Origin of the sequence: Pedobacter sp. (assembly GCF_045628745.1) — a bacterium.
GTDB lineage: Bacteria > Bacteroidota > Bacteroidia > Sphingobacteriales > Sphingobacteriaceae > Pedobacter.
On the sequence record NZ_JAZQPU010000161.1, the window covers coordinates 1 to 1,767 of the forward strand.

Genomic DNA, 1,767 nt, shown 5'->3' on the forward strand with positions numbered 1-1,767 from the left:
CGTAAAGGATATAGAGGTGCCGTAGGTATTGTAGTGGAAGCAGGCGATGTATGGGAAGTTCACCATTTTGCTTGTTTAATTGGTTTTGGTGCTACAGCAGTAAACCCTTATCTCGCTTTAGAAACTATCAAAAGCTTCCAGGACGAAACTACACTGACCAAAGAAAAACTAAGAAGTATTGATACCGGGGTTTTCCAATCTAAAACCTTACAAACGTATTTCAGAGCAACAGGCAAACCAGGTGCCATGGCTAAAGCGATAGATCGATTATGCCGTTATGCAGTTGATGCTGTAGAAGATGGTTTCCAGGTATTGGTGCTATCTGATAGAGCGGTAGATTCTGAACATGCCATTATACCTTCTTTATTAGCGGTATCTGCCGTGCATCACCATTTGATCCGTAAAGGATATAGAGGTGCCGTAGGTATTGTAGTGGAAGCAGGCGATGTATGGGAAGTTCACCATTTTGCTTGTTTAATTGGTTTTGGTGCTACCGCGGTAAATCCTTACCTGGCTTTAGAAACCATCAAAAGCTTCCAGGACGAAACCACACTGACCAAAGAGAAACTGATACAAAATTATATTTATGCCATCAACAATGGCTTATTGAAGATTTTCTCTAAAATGGGAATCTCTACTTTACAATCTTACCATGGTGCACAAATTTTCGAAATCCTGGGTATCCATAAAAGTGTAGTAGACAATTATTTTACTGGTGCTGTATCAAGAATCGGCGGCTTAGGTTTAGATGAAATTGCGACGGAAGCTTTAATTAAGCACAGCCGTATCTTTGGAAAAGCCAATCGTCCGGATACAATTTTACCTACCGGTGGAAACTATAAATGGAGACGTAAAGGGGAGCAACATTTGTTCAACCCACAAACCATCCACTTGTTACAAAACTCTACCCGTAGAAACGATTACAATACCTATAAGCAATATTCAAAATTAGTAAACGAACAAACTAAACAGGCTTTCACCATCAGGGGATTGTTTGAATTTAAATATACCCGTCCGGCGGTTCCTTTAAATGAGGTTGAACCGGTAGAAAGCATTTTAAAACGTTTTGCAACAGGAGCCATGTCTTTTGGTTCGGTTTCTCACGAAGCGCATTCAACGCTTGCGATTGCCATGAACCGTATTGGTGGAAAAAGCAATACCGGTGAGGGTGGTGAAGATGAATTGCGTTACGAGCCATTGCCTAACGGCGATTCTATGCGCTCTGCCATTAAACAAGTTGCCTCTGCACGTTTTGGTGTAACCAGTCATTATTTAACAAATGCTGATGAACTGCAAATTAAAATGGCGCAAGGTGCTAAACCTGGTGAGGGTGGTCAATTACCTGGGCATAAAGTGGATGAATGGATTGCTAAAGTCCGTCATGCTACACCGGGTGTTGGTTTAATTTCTCCTCCTCCGCACCATGATATTTACTCTATCGAGGATCTTGCGCAATTGATATTTGACCTTAAAAATGCCAACCGCGAAGCTAGAATTAATGTAAAATTAGTTTCTAAAGCTGGGGTAGGTACCATTGCTGCCGGTGTGGCTAAAGCGCATGCAGACGTCATCCTGGTTTCAGGATTCGATGGTGGTACGGGTGCATCTCCTTTAACTTCTATTCAACATGCTGGTTTACCCTGGGAACTTGGTTTAGCTGAAGCGCATCAGACTCTTGTGAAAAACAGATTGCGCAGCAGGGTAGTTTTACAAACTGATGGTCAGCTGAAAACTGGTCGCGATATTGCTATCGCTACTTTATTAGGT

Annotated in this window: 1 protein-coding gene; it reads left to right on the forward strand. The window is 42.0% G+C overall.

Features of this window, described 5'->3' with window-relative positions; translation table 11 throughout:
* Positions 1–1,767 (forward strand): glutamate synthase-related protein (locus ACR2F7_RS06575; RefSeq protein ID WP_432712785.1); only part of this gene is annotated, 1,767 nt, incomplete at both ends.